Raw genomic sequence first — 14,135 nt, forward strand, 5'->3', positions numbered from 1 at the left:
CGGCACGCCCGGTGCGGTGCTCACTGGAGGTAGCGCTCGACCTCCGGCTTGGGCCGTACGCCCTGGGCGTCCGGGTCGCCGTGGGTCTGCCGGGCGGCCCGCCGGCGGCGCAGCAGGTCCCAGCACTGGTCGAGGGACTCCTCCAGCTCGCGCAGCCGCTCGCGGGCCGCGTCGTCGGTGCCCGTCTCGTTGGCCTGCGCGTCCGCGCGCAGCCGGTGCTCCTCGTCGACCAGCTCGGAGATCCGGTTCAGGATGGTCTTGTCGTCCATGCCCATGAGCCTGGCACAGGGTGCCGGAGCACGCGCGGATTCATGCCCGGCCGATCGAGCGCGGTCCCGGCCCGTCCGGGCGCTGCGGTAGGTTGCCGGGCCATGACCGTCACCGTCCGCCCCGGCGGCCCCGACGACGCGGAGCGGGTCGCCGCGCTGCTGCGGGCGGCCGGCCCGCTGATCGCCACCCCGGAACTGGTCCGCTGGCAGTTGACCGGGGCGCCGGCGGCGGAACGCTTCGGGCTGCTGGTCGCCGAGGCCGACGACGGGCTGGCCGGGGTGGCCCGCACCGGGCTGCTGCCCGAGAGCGGGAAGCCCGGCTGGGGCTTCGTCAACCTGGTCGTGCATCCCCGGGAGCGGGGCCGCGGCGTGGGCGGGGCGCTGCTCGCCGCCGCCGAGGCGCGGCTCGCCGGGCTGGGCGTGCGGCGGGCGTACGCCCGGGTGGTGGACGAGGCGGCGGCGGTGACCTTCGCCGAGCGGCACGGCTACCGGCGCGGGCGGCGCTCGCTGCTGCTCGGCCTGGACCTGGCGGCCGCGGTGCTGCCCGAGCCCTCGCCGCTGGCGGCGCCGGTGCGGCTCAGCACGGCCGCCGACCTCGGCGACCCGCGCCCGCTCTACGAGGCGGACCTGGACGCCGCCCGGGACGAGCCCGGCGACGTCGGCATGGTGGAGATCAGCTACGCCGACTGGCGGGCGGCGTACTGGGAACGGCCGGACCTGGACCGGGAGCTGACCACGGTGGCGGTCGTGGACGGCGCGGTGGTCGCGTTCAGCGTGGCGCTGACCGACGGCCGGGACCGGTACCAGTCGGGGATGACCGGGACCCGCCGCGACTGGCGCGGCCGGGGGCTGGCCCGGGCGGTCAAGGACGCCTCGTTGCGGGCGGCCCGGGCCGCCGGCCACCGGACCGCCCTGACCGTCAACGACGCCGGCAACGAGGCCATGCTGGCGCTCAACCGGTGGCACGGCTACCGGCCGATCGCGGCCGAGTACCGCTACCTGCGGGATCTGCGCCCCTGAGGGTTCCCACGTCAATCCCTTGTGGAGCACGGCAAAGCCGGCCGCGAAAATTTCTCTTGGTGCGACTAGAGAAAGTTGACGCGGCAATGGCATGCTCGGCGAAACGCTTACTGCACACAGTCGTGCCGCGACGCACGGTTGCCGAAGGGGGCACAGAGCACCGTGGGAGTGCCACACACCGCGCCGGTCCACACCAGACGAGCGGACGCGGTCCCACTGCGCCAGGTGGTGCCGAGCCTGCTCCGTGATCCGGCGCAGGCCCTGGTCGAGTTCGGGGAACGGTCCCGGGGCGAGGTGGTCAAACTCAACCTCGGCTCGTTCCGCCCCTACCTGGTCACCCGGCCGGAACACCTGCAGCAGGTGCTGCGGGAGAAGGCCGCCAACTACGTCCGGGCCGGCGACGGCCTCCAGTGGCGGCCGCTGAAACGGTTGTTCGGCGAGGGCATCCTCAGCGACGGCGAGTACTGGTCGAACAGCCGGCACATCCTCCAGCCGCTGTTCACCGCGCGGCGGATCGACAACCTGGTCGACCGGCTGGCCGAGGCGATCGAGGACGCGGTCGACGAGCTGGACGCACCGGCCCGCGCCGGCCAACCGGTCGACATGGGCACCGAACAGGCCCGGATCGTCTGCTCGGCGATCATGCGGGTCTTCTTCGCCGACAAGATCTCGGTGCCGGACGCCATGAAGATCATGCAGGCGCAGGACGCGATCGCCTGGTCGGTGATGCCGCGCATCATGGTGCCGTGGGCCCCGCTGGCCGTGCCGATGCCCGGTGACCGCGCGTTCCGCCGGGCCGTCCGGCTCATCGACGACACGCTGATGCCGATCGTCCGGGCCTCCCGGGAGACCGCCGAGTCCGACGGCGACGACATCATCTCCACCCTCTGGCGTGGCCGCACCGAGGACGGCAGCCGCCTCGACGAGCGCCAGGTGCGCAACGACACGGTGGCCATGGTGGCCACCACCACCGAGACCACGATCAGCGTGCTCACCTGGCTCTGGCCGCACATCGAGCAGGACCCGCTGATCGCCGAGCGGCTCTACGAGGAGATCGACCGGGTGGTCGGCGATGCCCCGGTGCGCCGGGAACACCTGCGCGAGCTGCGCTACACCCGGCAGGTGCTCGACGAGCTGCTCCGGCTCTACCCGATCGGCTGGCTCTTCCCGCGCCGGGCCGTCGAGGCCGACGTCCTCGGCGGGGTACGGATCGAGGCCGGTTCCACCCTCGTGGTGAGCCCGCTGATCACCCACCGGATGTCGATGTTCTGGGACCGGCCGGAGGTGTTCGACCCCGACCGGTTCGCCCCCGAGCGGGCCCGCAGCCGGCACCGGTACGCCCACTTCCCGTTCGGCGGCGGCCCGCACCAGTGCCTGGGCATGCACCTGTTCTACCTCGAGGCGACGCTCATCGTGGCGACCCTGCTGAGCCGCTACCGGTTCCGCCTGCAACGGCCAGCGGTGCCCGGCATCAAGGTGGCCGCCGCGCTGCGGCCGCTGGAGCGGGTCGAGCTGACCCTGCGCCCGGTGCGGAGCGCCGCGGCATGAGCCCACAGCCCACGTCGCCGCCGTACGACGGTGGCGACCAGATCGCGCTGGCCGCCGAACAGGGCCGGATCTGCGCCCTCGCCGCCAAGGGGCAACGCGACCTGGCCGAGCGCGCCGCCGCGTACCCGGAACTCTTCCCGCCCCGGCCGTTCGACCCGGCGCTGTTCGGCAACGTCGCGATGGCGATCGCGTTCGGCGCCCCGTGGTGCGACCTCGACCAGCTGCGGATCACCAACCGGGCGGTGCTCTGGGGCTTCGCCGTCGACTGGCAGGTCGACTACGTCGCCAAGAGCCGGGACGAGATCGACCGGCTGGCCGCGAACTGCCTCGCGGTGGCCGACGGCGCCGCACCGGCCGCCGACGACCCGCTCGGCCGGTTCCTCGCCGAACTGCGCGACGAGCTGGCCGCCGTGCCGGCGTACCGGACCCACGCGCCGGTCTGGCGGGCCGAGCTGCGAAAGGTGCTCGACGCCATGGCGCGGGAGTGGGACTGGAAGCAGGCCGCCGGCTCCGGTGGCCTGCCCACCCTCGACGAGTACCTGGACAACGCCGACAACCTGGCCTGCACGGTGGTCAACGTCGTGCACTGGATCCACTCCGACGACCCGGTGACGCTCGCCCACCTGGACGCGCTGGTGGTGGCCAGCGCCGAGGTGCAGCGGATCCTGCGCCTGGTCAACGACCTCGGCACCTACGAGCGTGACCTGCGCTGGGGCGACCTCAACGCGCTGCTGCTGGTGGACGATCCAACCGTGGTGCGGCGGCGGATCGACGAGCTGGTCGGGCACGCCCGCGAGCTGCTGGCCCCGCTGCGGGACAGCTGCCCGGTGCAGGCCGACTACCTGGCCCGGCAGATCGGCTTCAGCAGCGGCTTCTACCGCTCCACGGACTTCTGGGGTGCGCTGTGACCACCTCGGAGCTCGGCACCACGGCGAGCTCCGAGGTCGCCGCGGCGGCCCGGGAACTGCTCGCCGCGCTGGCCCTCGAACCGGCCGGCCGGGTCACCGCATCGGTCTACGAGACCGGGCGGCTGGTCACCCACGCGCCGTGGCTCACCGGCCACGACCGGCGGCTGGCGTACCTGCTGGGCAGCCAGCGCCGCGACGGCGGGTGGGGCGCGCCGGGCGGCTACGCCCTGGTGCCGACCGCCAGCGCGGTGGAAGCGCTGCTCACCACGCTGCGCGCCGGCGGCGGGGACGCGGCGCCGTCCCCGACCGAGCTGGCCGCGGCGGCCGGCCGTGGGCTGGACGCGCTCGACGGCTGGCTCGCCGACGGGCTGCCGCTGCCGGACACCCCGGCCGCCGACCTGATCGTGCCGGCGCTGGTCGAGCGGATCGACGCCCACCTCGAGTGGTTCGACGAGCGCCCCGGCACCGGCCCGGACGGCTGGGCCGGCCGGCGCCTGCCGCCGGTGGACCGGCGGCGGCTGGACGGCCTCGGCGCGCTGCTGGCCAGCGGCCGGCCGGTGCCACAGAAGCTCCAGCACGCATTCGAGGTGCTCGGCCCGGCCGCCCGGGGCCGGCCCGACGTCGCGCCGGTCGCCGGTGCCGTGGGCGCCTCGCCGGCCGCCACCGCCGCCTGGGTCGGCGACGCCCCGGACGCGGCGAACCCGGCCGTGCGGGCGTACCTGGCCGAGGCGGTCCGCCCGCACGGCGGTCCGGTGCCCTGCTGCACCCCGATCACGGTCTTCGAGCGGGCCTGGACGCTGAGCAGCCTGGCCCGGGCCGGCGTGCCGGTGCGGCCGGCGCCGAAGCTGGTCGCGGAGCTGGCCGGCGCGCTCGGCCCGCAGGGCACCCCGACCGGTCCGGGGCTGCCGGCCGACGCCGACACCACCTCGGTCACCCTCTACGCGCTGGCCCGGCTCGGCCACCCGGTGGACCCGGCCAGTCTGCTGCGCTACGACGTGGGCAGCCACTTCTGCACCTGGCGCGGCGAGGACGGGCGGTCGGTGACCACCAACGCGCACGTGCTGGAGGCGCTGGGCTGGCACGCCCGGCACACCGCCACCGGCGCCGCCCGGTACGGCGACCGGGTCGCCGCGCTGGCCGGCTGGCTGCGCGAGCAGCAGCGGTCCGACGGACGGTGGGCCGACCGCTGGCACGCCTCGCCGTACTACGCCACGTCCTGCGCGGTGCTGGCGCTGACCGGGTACGCCCCGGCCGAGCTGGCCGGGCCGGCGGTGGACCGGGCGGTGGACTGGGTGGTGGCCACCCAGCGGCCGGACGGGTCGTGGGGGCGCTGGAGCGGCACCGTGGAGGAGACCGCGTACGCGCTGCACGTGCTGCTCGGCACCGACCGCCCGGCGCGGCCGGGGGTGCCGGAGGCGGCCCGCCGGGGCCTGCACCAGCTGGCCACGATGGACGGCCGCCGGGACGATCCGCCACTGTGGCACGACAAGGACCTCTACGCTCCGGTGCTGATCGTCCGGGCGGCCGTGCTCGCGGCCCGGCAGCTCGCGCTCACCAGATCGGACCTGCTCGGGCGGGGTGGGGCGGCGCTGGACGCGCCCGCGCCGGACGATTCCATGATCAGGAGCGCTTGAGTGACGAAGCGGACGCTGCTAGCGTGCGCCGGGGTCGATGCGTGCGCGTACGTGCGCGACTGACTGACGGATCACACAGGCCACGCCAGGGACGGTGTAATGGGTTCCCGCAGTTCGAATCTGCGTACCAAGGTTGTCGCCCTGCTCGCCTCGCTGGTCGCGCTCTGGAGCTTCACCGCCTGGGTGACCATCCGGGACGGCGTGAACCTGCTCGGCGTGCAGGCGCTGGACAGCAAGGTCTTCAACCCCACCGAGCCGCTGCTGCTGCAGTTGCAGCTGGAACGCCGGACGTCGGTGACCTTCCTCGGGCGTCCCGACGACGGCCAGCGGGCGGCCCTGGCCGAGGTGCGGCAGCGCACCGACCAACTCGCCGCCGAGTTCACCGAGTCGATCGACAGCTGGCAGGTCGCCGCGCTCGGCAGCGACACGCTCGACCAGCGGCTCGACGAACTGGTCGGCGGCCTCGACGAGCTGGCGGCCACCCGTACCGCGGTCGACGACAAGAGCATCGACCGGGCCGAGGCCGGTGGCGCGTTCACCGAGCTGATCGAGTCGATCTACCGGGTCTACGACGCGCTCGGCAACCTCGACGACGAGCAGGCCGCCGAGGACACCGCCGCGCTGATCGGCCTCAACCGGGCCCGGGAACTGCTGTCCCAGGAGGACGCCCTGCTCGCCGGCGTGCTGGCGGCCGGTCGGATCACCCCCGCGGAGCGGGCGCAGTTCACCCGGATCGTCGGCGCCCGGCAGTTCACCGCCAACCAGTCGATCGTCCGGCTGCCCGCGGCCGACCAGCGTCGCTACGACCAGATGTCCACCGGCGAAACCTTCCGCCGGCTGGCCGACCTGGAGAACCAGGTCATGCAGAGCGACGCCGGCACCCGGCCCCCGGTCGAGGCGGCGCAGTGGAACGACACCACCGCTCCGGCGCTGACCGAGATCGGCGACGTGGTGCTCGCCGGTGGCGACGACATCGTCGACCGGGCCACCCCGATCGCCATCGGCGTCATCGTCCGGCTGGTGCTCGCCGCCGGTCTCGGCCTGCTCGCCGTCGTCGCCTCGATCATCGTGTCGATCACCACTGCCCGGGCCCTGGTGCGCCAGCTGGAGCGGCTGCGCGAAGCCGCCTTCCGGCTGGCCAACGAGCGGCTGCCCAGCGTGGTCGAGCGGCTCGGCCACGGCGAGGAGGTCGACGTGGCCAAGGAGGCGCCGCCGCTGCAGTTCGGTGACGACGAGATCGGCCAGGTCGGCAAGGCCTTCAACGCGGTGCAGGAGACGGCGATCCGCACCGCGGTCGAGCAGGCCGAACTGCGCCGCAACGTCCGCGAGGTGTTCCTCAGCCTGGCCCGGCGCACCCAGGCGCTGGTGCACCGCCAGCTCACCCTGCTCGACGCGATGGAGCGGCGAGAGCAGGACGCCGAGGAGCTGGAGGACCTGTTCCGGGTCGACCACCTGGCCACCCGGATGCGGCGCAACGCGGAGAACCTGATCGTGCTCTCCGGCTCCACCCCCGGCCGCGCCTGGCGGCGCAACGTGCCGATGGTGGACGTGGTCCGCGGCGCGGTCGCGGAGGTCGAGGACTACACCCGGGTCAACGTGCTGCCGCTCGGGCCGGTGTCGCTGACCGGCCGCGCGGTCGGTGACGTCATCCACCTGCTCGCCGAGCTGATCGAGAATGGCCTGTCCTTCTCGCCGCCGCACACCACCGTCGAGGTGCGCGGGCAGATGGTGGCCAACGGCTTCGCGATCGAGATCGAGGACCGCGGCCTGGGCATGAGCGAGGAGGACCTGGCCGCCGCGAACCACCGGATCGTCGACCAGTCCGACCTCAACCTGGCCAACGCCGCTCGGCTGGGCCTGTACGTGGTGAGCCGGCTGACCGAGCGGCACGGCATCCGGGTGCAGCTGAAGGAGTCCGCCTACGGTGGCACCACCGCGGTCGTGCTGATCCCGGCCGACCTGGTCACCGCCGACGACTCCGACCCGAGTACCTCGGGCGGCTTCCCCGCCGGCGCTCCCGCCCCGACCGCGGCGCCGGCTGCCGCGGCCCCGGCCGCGCCGGCCGCCGAGCAGCCGTCCGCCCCGCTGGCGGTGCCGGTGGCGCTGGCCGAGCCGCCGGTCGTCGCCGAGCCGGTCGAGCCGGTCGAGCCGGCCCCGGTGGCCACGGCGGGCGCCGACGGCGCTGACGGCGAGTCCGGCAGCGACGGCGGTGCGGACGGGGCGCTGCCCACCCGGACCCGGGGCCGGAGCCTGCCGGCCGGCGAGGACCCGCTGCCGACCCGGGCCCGGCGCTGGTCGGAGCAGGCGGCCCTGGACGGGCCGACCTTCCCGACCGGCCTGCCGATGGCCGCCGCCCGGTCCGACGTGGACGTCACGCCGACCGGTGCCCCGGCCGGTCCGGCGCCCGCCGGCGACGCCGCCCCGGCGACCGACGGTCGCCCGGACGCCGCCGCCGGACAACCGCAACCGGCCCGGACCGACTCCGGGCTGCCCGTCCGGGTCCGGCAGGCCAACATCGTGCCCGAGCTGCGCGACGAGTCGGCCGCCCCGGACGACGACGAGGACGTGGTCCGCCCGCCCGAGCAGGTACGCCGGATGATGAGCTCCTACCAGACCGGCACCCGGCGCGGGCGTACGGACGCGGCGCGACTGCTCGGCGGGCCCGGCGCCAGGCCGGACTCCGGGCCCGACCCCGACGAGCAACAAGCGACCTGACCGGCGCGGGCGGTGCGGGTACCCCGCTCGCGACGTGACGGTCAGCCCCACACGAGCACGGCGACAACGCCGGGGGAGAAGAGGACGACGAGTGGCGCAGAAGACGGCTTCGAGTGCCGACCTGACGTGGTTGCTGGATGATCTGGTCGGCCGGGTGAAGCAGGCCGAGCATGCTGTCGCGCTCTCGACGGACGGCCTGCTGATGGCCTCCTCGCAGGGACTCAGCCGCGACGACGGAGAGCACCTCGCGGCGATGGCGGCGGGCATCCAGAGCCTGGCCCGGGGCGCCGGCAAGCGCTTCGGCGGCGGGCAGGTGCAGCAGACCATCATCGAGATGCAGTCCTCGTTCCTGTTCGTCACGGCCGCCGGGCGCAACGCCTGTCTCGCGGTGCTGGCCAGCGAGGACGCCGACGTGGGCCTGATCGCGTACGAGATGGCGATGCTGGTCACCCGGGTCGGCAAGTTCGTCGCCTCGCCGACACGCAACGCCGAGCAGTCGGCCGGCGAGAAGTAGCCGCGATGACGGTGCAGGGAGAGTCCGCGGAACATCAGTGGGTGGACGACCATGCGGGTCCGGTGGTGCGTCCGTACGCGGTGACGCGTGGCCGGGCCCGCCCGGTCACCGGCACGTTCGACCTGATCTCCCTGGTGACGGCGACCCGGGCCGACGTGACCCCGGAGGTCGGCCTGGGGCCGGAGCACCTGGCGATCGTCGGGCTCTGCCAGCGGATGCAGTCCGTCGCCGAGATCGCCGCCCACCTGGACCTGCCGGTGGGCACCATCCGCGTCCTGCTCGGCGATCTGGTGGCTCGCAACCTGGTGCAGGTCCGCGAGCCGCGGAACACGGCCGGCCTTCCCGACAACAGCGTTTTCGAGGCGGTAATCAATGGACTACGGGCACTCTGAGCGGCCGGCGGGAGCGACCCCACTGCCCACCGCGATCAAGATCCTGGTCGCGGGTGGATTCGGCGTGGGCAAGACCACCATGGTCGGTGCGGTCAGCGAGACGCGCCCGTTGCGTACCGAGGAGGTGCTGACCGAGAGCGGCGTCGGCATCGACGACCTCTCCGGGGTGGAGAGCAAGACCACCACCACGGTGGCGATGGACTTCGGCCGGATCACCATCAGCGACGACCTGGTGCTGTATCTTTTCGGCACCCCCGGTCAGGACCGGTTCTGGTTCGTCTGGGACGAGTTGGCGCTCGGCGCGATCGGCGCGGTGGTGCTGGCGGACACCCGTCGGCTGGCCGACTGCTTCCCCTCCATCGACTACTTCGAGGGCCGGGGCACCCCGTTCGTGGTGGCGGTGAACTGCTTCGAGGGCGCCCGGCAGTACCGGCTGGACGAGGTGCAGGCGGCACTCAACCTGGACCCGGGGGTACCGGTGCTGCTCTGCGACGCCCGGCAGCGTGAGTCCAGCAAGGAGGTGCTCATCACGCTGATGGAGCACGCCATGAAGACCCGGGACGCCCGCCGCCGGGCCGCCGCCGACTGACCATGCCCTTCGCGGTCTGTCGCTCGCCCTGGTCGACGAGCTCGAACAGGCGCTCGACGGGTACGGCGGGGCGCGCCGGTCCTGGTGACGCACGATCGGGCGCTGCGGCAGCGCTTCACCGGCAGGCGAATTCTGCTCTCGGGAGGTTGCACATGCAGATCGACGGTTCGCCGTACGGGGTCGTCACCGGGCGGGACGGCGCCCTGTGGTTCACCCTCGTCCAGCAAGGGCGGATCGGGCGCGTCGTGCCGGGCGGCGAGCCGACCTTCTTCCAGCTCGATCCGCCGGACGGTCAGCCCACGGTGATCACCACGGGGCACGACGGCGCGCTGTGGTTCACCGAGCACGCCGGCGGCCGGATCGGCCGGATCGGCGTCGACGGGACGGTCCGCGCGTTCGACGTCGCCTCGCCGTACGGCATCGTCGCCGGCCCCGACGGCGCGATGTGGTTCACGCAGCTCCAGGAGGACCGGATCGGCCGGATCGATCCGGCGGGCCGGATGAGCTTCGTCGCCCTGCCCACCGAGAAGGCCATGCCGTCGGCGATCGCCGCCGGGCCCGACGGGCTGCTCTGGTTCACCCTCAACCAGGGCAACGCGATCGGCAGCGTCACGGTGGCGGGGGAGGTCACGCTCCATCCGCTGCCCACCGGGGCCGCGGCGCCGGTGGGGATCTGCGCCGGCCCGGATCGGGCGATGTGGTTCGTCGAGATCGGCGCGGGCCAGATCGGCCGCATCGACGGCGCCGGCACGATCACCGAGCATCCGTTGCCGGATCGGGCGGCGCGGCCGCACGCCATCGTGGCCGGCCCCGACGACGCCCTCTGGTTCACCGAGTGGGGCGCCGGCAGGCTGGGACGCATCACCACCGACGGCACGGTCACGGAGTACCCACTTCCGGGTGCCGAACCGCACGGCCTGACGGTGGGACCGGACGGCAGGATCTGGGTCGCGATGGAGTCGGGCGCCCTCGTCGCGGCGGAGGCGTGACCAGCACCGCCGGGTAGGCGTTCCACCGGCCGCACGACGAAAGGGCCCCTCCCCGCATCCGCGGGAAGGGGCCCTCTCCGGTGTACGACGTCAGCCGGCGATCATGCGGCGCAGGACGTACTGCAGGATGCCGCCGTGGCGGTAGTAGTCCGCCTCACCCGGGGTGTCGATCCGCACCACCGCGTCGAACTCGATGCCGGTGTCGGTGCTGACCTTGACCGTACGCGGCGTGTCGCCGTCGTTCAGCGCGGTCACCCCGGCGATGGAGAACGTCTCGGTGCCGGTCAGGCCCAGCGACTCGGCGGTCTCGCCGGCCGGGAACTGCAGCGGCAGCACGCCCATGCCGATCAGGTTCGAGCGGTGGATCCGCTCGTACGACTCGGCGATGACCGCCTTGACGCCGAGCAGCATGGTGCCCTTGGCCGCCCAGTCCCGCGACGAGCCGGAGCCGTACTCCTTGCCGGCCAGGACGACCAGCGGCACGCCGGCCTCCTGGTAGGCCACCGAGGCGTCGTAGATCGAGGTCTGCTCACCGGTCAGGTGGTTGACCGTGAAGCCGCCCTCGACGCCCGGCACCAGCTGGTTGCGCAGCCGGATGTTGGCGAAGGTGCCCCGGATCATGACCTCGTGGTTGCCCCGGCGGGAGCCGTACGAGTTGAACTCGTGCCGCGGCACGCCGTGCTCGGCCAGGTACCTGCCGGCGGGGGAGTCGGCCTTGATGGAGCCGGCCGGGGAGATGTGGTCGGTGGTCACCGAGTCGCCCAGCTTGGCCAGCACCCGGGCGCCGGCGATGTCGGTGACCGCCTTCGGCTCCCGCTCCATGCCCTCGAAGTACGGGGGCTTGCGGACGTAGGTCGACTCGCCCTCCCAGGCGAAGGTGTCACCGGTCGGGGTGGGCAGCGACTGCCACCGCTCGTCGCCGGCGAAGACGTCCGCGTACGCCGAGCTGAACCCGGAGGCGCCGATCGCCGAGGCGATGACGTCCTGGATCTCGGCGCTGTTCGGCCAGATGTCGCGCAGGAAGACCGGGTTGCCCTGGCTGTCCTCGCCGATCGGCTCGTTGGCCAGGTCGATGTCCATCGTGCCGGCCAGCGCGTACGCGACCACCAGCGGCGGGGACGCCAGGTAGTTCATCTTGACGTCCGGGTTGATCCGGCCCTCGAAGTTCCGGTTGCCGGAGAGCACCGAGACGACGGCCAGGTCGGCGTCGTTGACGGCGGCCGAGATCTCCTCGGGCAGCGGGCCGGAGTTGCCGATGCAGGTGGTACAGCCGTAGCCGACCAGGTGGAAGCCGAGCTTCTCCAGGTAGGGGGTGAGGCCGGCCCGCTCGTAGTAGTCCATGACGACCTTCGAGCCGGGCGCCAGGGTGGTCTTCACCCACGGCTTGCGGGCGAGCCCCTTCTCCACCGCGTTCCGGGCCAGCAGCGCGGCACCGATCATGACCTGCGGGTTGGAGGTGTTGGTGCAGGAGGTGATCGCGGCGATCACCACGGCGCCGTGGTCCAGCTCGAACTCGGTGCCGTCCGCGCCGGTGACCCGGATCGGGTTGGTGGCCCGCCCACCGGCGCCGACCGCTGCCGTCTCCAGGTCGCGCGGGGCGTCGGCCGGGTCGTTGACCCCGTTGGCCGGGGAGTCGCTGGCCGGGAAGGACTCGGCGCTGGCCTCGTCGGCGTGGCCGATGACCCCGAACGGCTTCTCCTGCTGCGGCACGCCGGCGGCGCGGCCCCGGTCGCCACCGGTCTCGTCGGCGGCCACGTAGTCCTTCAGCGCCGAGCGGAACAGCGTCTTGGCGCTGCCCAGCGGCACCCGGTCCTGCGGGCGCTTCGGGCCGGCCAGGGACGGCTCGATGGTGCTCAGGTCGAGCTCCAGGCGCTCCGAGTACTCCGGCTCGGCGTTCGGGTCGTGCCAGAGGCCCTGCTCCTTGGCGTACGCCTCGACCAGCGCGACCTGCTTCGGGTCGCGGCCGGTCAGCTCCAGGTAGCGGACGGTCTCGGCGTCGATCGGGAAGATCGCCACGGTGGAGCCGTACTCCGGCGACATGTTGCCGATGGTGGCCCGGTTGGCCAGCGGCACCGCGCTCACGCCGGGACCGTAGAACTCGACGAACTTGCCGACCACACCGTGCTTGCGCAGCATCTCGGTGATGGTGAGCACCAGGTCGGTGGCGGTGGTGCCGGCCGGCATCTCACCGGAGAGCTTGAAGCCGACGACCCGCGGGATCAGCATGCTGACCGGCTGGCCGAGCATCGCGGCCTCGGCCTCGATGCCGCCGACGCCCCAGCCCAGCACGCCCAGGCCGTTGACCATCGTGGTGTGCGAGTCGGTGCCGACGACCGTGTCCGGGTACGCCTGCCCGTTGCGCTCCATGATGGTGCGGGCCAGGTACTCGATGTTCACCTGGTGCACGATGCCGGTGCCCGGCGGGACGACCTTGAACTCGTTGAACGCGGTCTGGCCCCAGCGCAGGAACTGGTAGCGCTCCTTGTTGCGCTCGTACTCCAGCTCGACGTTGCGCTGGAAGGCGTCCTCGCGGCCGAACAGGTCGGCGATGACCGAGTGGTCGATCACCAGCTCGGCCGGGGCGAGCGGGTTGACCTTGGTCGGGTCGCCGCCGAGGTCGCGTACCGCCTCGCGCATGGTGGCCAGGTCGACCACGCAGGGCACGCCGGTGAAGTCCTGCATGAGCACCCGCGCCGGGGTGAACTGGATCTCCACGCTCGGGTCGGCGGTGGGGTCCCACGCGCCGAGCTGCCGGATGTGGTCGGCGGTGATGTTCGCGCCGTCCTCGGTCCGCAGCAGGTTCTCCAGCAGGATCTTCAGGCTGTAGGGCAGCCGGTCGTGGCCGTCCACCTTGCTGATCTTGAAAATCTCGTAGCTCGCGTCTCCGACGCGTAGCTGGGTCTTCGCACCGAAGGTGTCGAGGCTCGCCACGTCGTACTCCTTCACACCAGCGACCGTGAGTAGTCCTGAGCAGTCTGTCGCACCGGCCGGAGTGCCGCCGTGGTTAGGTGACACTTACCGCCGATTCTCGCTTTCAACAAAACCGTACGTCCGTCTTGCTAAACACGCAACCTCGTGCCATGGTTCGGGACGAGGAGGTACCACCATGATCCATCACGTCCAACTCGCCTGCCCGCGCGGCTCCGAGGACGCGTCCCGGTCCTTCTACGTGGGCGTGCTCGGCCTCACCGAGAAGCCCAAGCCGCCGGTGCTCGCGGCCCGCGGTGGCTGCTGGTTCACCGGACACGGCACCGAACTGCACCTCGGCGTCGAGGACGACTTCCGGCCCGCCCGCAAGGCGCACCCCGCCCTGGTCTGGCCGGACCTGGACGCGCTCGCCGACCGACTCACCGCCGCCGGTCACCCCGTCACCTGGGGCGATGACGAGCTACCCGGGATGCGCCGCTTCCACACCGAGGACGTGCACGGCAACCGGCTGGAGTTCCTGACCCCGCTCGATTGACCCGCGGCCCGCTGGGCGGCGTCCGGCCCGTCGTGCGGGCCGATGCCGGCCCTGTCGTGCGGGGGCGATGCCTGGCCCGTCGTTGCGGGGACGA

At 73.1% G+C, this 14,135-nt stretch carries 12 protein-coding genes; 10 read left to right on the forward strand and 2 right to left on the reverse strand.

Annotated features, from left to right (window positions below):
* Positions 1-20 precede the first annotated feature (20 nt).
* On the reverse strand, positions 21-275 hold the full coding sequence (locus GA0070609_RS06290) for a DUF2630 family protein (protein WP_172899298.1): 255 nt from the start codon (positions 273-275) through the stop codon (positions 21-23).
* Positions 276-371: 96 nt separating this feature from the next.
* Between GA0070609_RS06290 and GA0070609_RS06295 the strand changes: the two genes are divergently transcribed.
* The 9 genes from GA0070609_RS06295 to GA0070609_RS06330 all read left to right on the forward strand — a co-directional run bounded on the left by GA0070609_RS06295 (position 372) and on the right by GA0070609_RS06330 (position 10,578).
* The gene (locus GA0070609_RS06295; RefSeq protein ID WP_088992926.1) at positions 372-1,289 is read left to right on the forward strand and encodes a GNAT family N-acetyltransferase; all 918 of its coding nucleotides are present in this window, start codon (positions 372-374) and stop codon (positions 1,287-1,289) included.
* 162 nt (positions 1,290-1,451) lie between these two features.
* Complete coding sequence (locus tag GA0070609_RS06300; RefSeq protein WP_088992927.1) at positions 1,452-2,837, forward strand: cytochrome P450; 1,386 nt, start codon at positions 1,452-1,454, stop codon at positions 2,835-2,837.
* Positions 2,834-3,745, forward strand: a complete 912-nt coding sequence (locus GA0070609_RS34095) for a terpene synthase family protein (RefSeq protein WP_231928550.1) — start codon at positions 2,834-2,836, stop codon at positions 3,743-3,745. The genes GA0070609_RS06300 and GA0070609_RS34095 overlap by 4 nt, the downstream gene beginning before the upstream one ends.
* Positions 3,742-5,379 (forward strand): prenyltransferase/squalene oxidase repeat-containing protein, encoded by a 1,638-nt coding sequence (locus GA0070609_RS06305; RefSeq protein WP_231928551.1) that lies wholly within the window; start codon positions 3,742-3,744, stop codon positions 5,377-5,379. Before GA0070609_RS34095 ends, GA0070609_RS06305 begins: the two co-directional genes overlap by 4 nt.
* A 99-nt stretch (positions 5,380-5,478) precedes the next feature.
* Positions 5,479-8,094: a sensor histidine kinase gene (locus GA0070609_RS06310; protein WP_088992929.1), complete on the forward strand. Its 2,616-nt coding sequence runs from the start codon at positions 5,479-5,481 to the stop codon at positions 8,092-8,094.
* 91 nt (positions 8,095-8,185) lie between these two features.
* A complete protein-coding gene (locus tag GA0070609_RS06315) occupies positions 8,186-8,608 on the forward strand; it encodes a roadblock/LC7 domain-containing protein (protein WP_088992930.1) in 423 nt (140 codons plus the stop codon).
* Positions 8,609-8,613: 5 nt separating this feature from the next.
* Complete coding sequence (locus GA0070609_RS06320; protein WP_088992931.1) at positions 8,614-9,000, forward strand: DUF742 domain-containing protein; 387 nt, start codon at positions 8,614-8,616, stop codon at positions 8,998-9,000.
* The gene (locus tag GA0070609_RS06325) at positions 8,981-9,589 is read left to right on the forward strand and encodes a GTP-binding protein (protein WP_088992932.1); all 609 of its coding nucleotides are present in this window, start codon (positions 8,981-8,983) and stop codon (positions 9,587-9,589) included. The genes GA0070609_RS06320 and GA0070609_RS06325 overlap by 20 nt, the downstream gene beginning before the upstream one ends.
* A 152-nt stretch (positions 9,590-9,741) precedes the next feature.
* The gene (locus GA0070609_RS06330; RefSeq protein ID WP_088992933.1) at positions 9,742-10,578 is read left to right on the forward strand and encodes a Vgb family protein; all 837 of its coding nucleotides are present in this window, start codon (positions 9,742-9,744) and stop codon (positions 10,576-10,578) included.
* Between the two features lie 90 nt (positions 10,579-10,668).
* Here the strand turns inward: GA0070609_RS06330 and GA0070609_RS06335 are convergent, their stop codons facing one another.
* Positions 10,669-13,524, reverse strand: a complete 2,856-nt coding sequence (locus GA0070609_RS06335; RefSeq protein WP_088992934.1) for an aconitate hydratase — start codon at positions 13,522-13,524, stop codon at positions 10,669-10,671.
* Between the two features lie 160 nt (positions 13,525-13,684).
* Between GA0070609_RS06335 and GA0070609_RS06340 the strand changes: the two genes are divergently transcribed.
* Positions 13,685-14,041: a VOC family protein gene (locus GA0070609_RS06340; RefSeq protein WP_088992935.1), complete on the forward strand. Its 357-nt coding sequence runs from the start codon at positions 13,685-13,687 to the stop codon at positions 14,039-14,041.
* The last annotated feature ends 94 nt before the right edge of the window (positions 14,042-14,135 follow it).

This window comes from Micromonospora echinaurantiaca, assembly GCF_900090235.1.
Classification (GTDB): domain Bacteria; phylum Actinomycetota; class Actinomycetes; order Mycobacteriales; family Micromonosporaceae; genus Micromonospora; species Micromonospora echinaurantiaca.

What these genes read in the sequence shown, in the direction of transcription:
- GA0070609_RS06290 (WP_172899298.1), bottom strand. Translation starts at nt 275, where the DNA reads ATGGGCATGGACGACAAGACCATCCTGAACCGGATCTCCGAGCTGGTC.
- GA0070609_RS06295 (WP_088992926.1), top strand. Translation starts at nt 372, where the DNA reads ATGACCGTCACCGTCCGCCCCGGCGGCCCCGACGACGCGGAGCGGGTC.
- GA0070609_RS34095 (WP_231928550.1), top strand. Translation starts at nt 2,834, where the DNA reads ATGAGCCCACAGCCCACGTCGCCGCCGTACGACGGTGGCGACCAGATC.
- GA0070609_RS06310 (WP_088992929.1), top strand. Translation starts at nt 5,479, where the DNA reads ATGGGTTCCCGCAGTTCGAATCTGCGTACCAAGGTTGTCGCCCTGCTC.
- GA0070609_RS06320 (WP_088992931.1), top strand. Translation starts at nt 8,614, where the DNA reads ATGACGGTGCAGGGAGAGTCCGCGGAACATCAGTGGGTGGACGACCAT.
- GA0070609_RS06325 (WP_088992932.1), top strand. Translation starts at nt 8,981, where the DNA reads ATGGACTACGGGCACTCTGAGCGGCCGGCGGGAGCGACCCCACTGCCC.
- GA0070609_RS06330 (WP_088992933.1), top strand. Translation starts at nt 9,742, where the DNA reads ATGCAGATCGACGGTTCGCCGTACGGGGTCGTCACCGGGCGGGACGGC.
- GA0070609_RS06340 (WP_088992935.1), top strand. Translation starts at nt 13,685, where the DNA reads ATGATCCATCACGTCCAACTCGCCTGCCCGCGCGGCTCCGAGGACGCG.